At 27.2% G+C, this 1557-nt stretch carries 3 protein-coding genes; all 3 read left to right on the forward strand.

Features of this window, described 5'->3' with window-relative positions; translation table 11 throughout:
* The first annotated feature begins 136 nt into the window (after positions 1 to 136).
* The gene (locus DFR78_RS12085) at positions 137 to 298 is read left to right on the forward strand and encodes a hypothetical protein (protein WP_166635247.1); all 162 of its coding nucleotides are present in this window, start codon (positions 137 to 139) and stop codon (positions 296 to 298) included.
* A complete protein-coding gene (gene tnpA, locus DFR78_RS11830) occupies positions 291 to 698 on the forward strand; it encodes an IS200/IS605 family transposase (protein WP_114459026.1) in 408 nt (135 codons plus the stop codon). Before DFR78_RS12085 ends, tnpA begins: the two co-directional genes overlap by 8 nt.
* Positions 699 to 709: 11 nt before the next feature.
* Positions 710 to 1557, forward strand: an 848-nt coding sequence (locus DFR78_RS11835) for an RNA-guided endonuclease TnpB family protein (RefSeq protein ID WP_147267773.1), incomplete at its 3' end; no start/stop codon positions are given.

Genomic DNA, 1557 nt, shown 5'->3' on the forward strand with positions numbered 1-1557 from the left:
GAATGCCGATATCTTTTAATGCAATTAAATATTTCTTAAAAAATATAATATCCTCCCAATTTTCTATAAAACTACTTTTTTCTATTTACATATATAATCTACTATGATATGATATATATGTAAGGAGGGGTAACTAATGAAAAATGTTCAAATTAATATTTCTATTCCCGAGAATTGGAAAGACGAACTTGAAAATTTAGCAAGAATATACTCTGTTGAAGAAGAATCTACATTGACTTATTTAGACCTAATGCGTAGAGCTATACAAGAAAAATATGAGTTAGATAGCGATGAGTAACGATTACAAAAGTTTAAGTCATTGTAGATACTTAGTACAATATCATCTTGTATGGTGTCCTAAATTTAGATTTGAAGTCATAAAAGGAGATATAGAACAATCATTAAAAAATATTCTTGCTAAGGTATGCAATAAATATCAATATGAAATTTTAGAATTAGAAGTAATGCCAGACCATATACACATTTTTCTATCAGCCAAACCAACAGCAGCACCTACTGACATAGTTAGAACTTTAAAAAGCATTTCTGCAATAAAGCTATTTAAAGAATATCCAAAACTAAAGAAATTCTATGTTCGTTGTGGTTCGCTTTGGAGTAAAGGCTACTTTGTAAGCACAATAGGAAATGTAAGCTCTCATACTATTAAGAGATACATTCAAAATCAAAAATCTAATTAGGAGGTGGAATTATGCAGACTAAAATTGTTGATAAAGCATATAGTTTTAGAATTATACCCAATAAAGAGCAAGAAGAATTAATTAATAAAAATATAGGTTGTGTTCGGTTTGTGTTTAACCACTTCCTAGCTCAATCTAAAGACGATAAATACTTATCATATTCTAAATTTGCTGCACAATTACCTAAACTAAAGCAAAAATATAATTGGTTAAGAGAAGTTGATAGCATTTCTTTACAACAATCTCTAAAAGATTTAGATAAAGCATTTAAGCGTTTCTTTAAAGGTTTAGCTGGGTTTCCTAAATTCAAGTCTAAAAAGAATAACAAACAATCTTATAGAACTCAATATTTCAAGCGTTCTAATGGAACTGAAAGCATTGAGATAAAAAATAATAAGATTAAGCTACCCAAACTTGGTTGGGTGAAATTTAGAAAATCTAGAGAAGTTACAGGTAAAATTAAAAATGTAACTATTAGAAAATCAAAAGCTCAGAAATACTATATTTCTATATGTGTTCAAGAAGAAATAAAAGAATTACCTCAAAAAAATAAAGCTATTGGTATAGATTTAGGTTTAAAAAATTTTTTAATTACTTCTAATGGTGAAGTAGTTTCTAATCCTAGAACTCTGTCCAAATATGAAAAAAGGATTGCTAGATTAAATAAAAGACTTGCTAAAAAAGAAGAAGGCTCAAATAATTGGTATAAAGTAAAGAATAAATTAGCTAGAGTACACGAAAAAATAGCTAATATTAGAAAAGACTTCTTACATAAACTTTCGACTAAATTAATCCGTGAAAACCAAACAATAGTAGTTGAAAGTTTAAAAGTTAAGAATATGCTTAAAAATTCTAATTT

It is taken from the genome of Halanaerobium sp. MA284_MarDTE_T2, assembly GCF_003337245.1.
Lineage (GTDB): Bacteria > Bacillota > Halanaerobiia > Halanaerobiales > Halanaerobiaceae > QPJE01.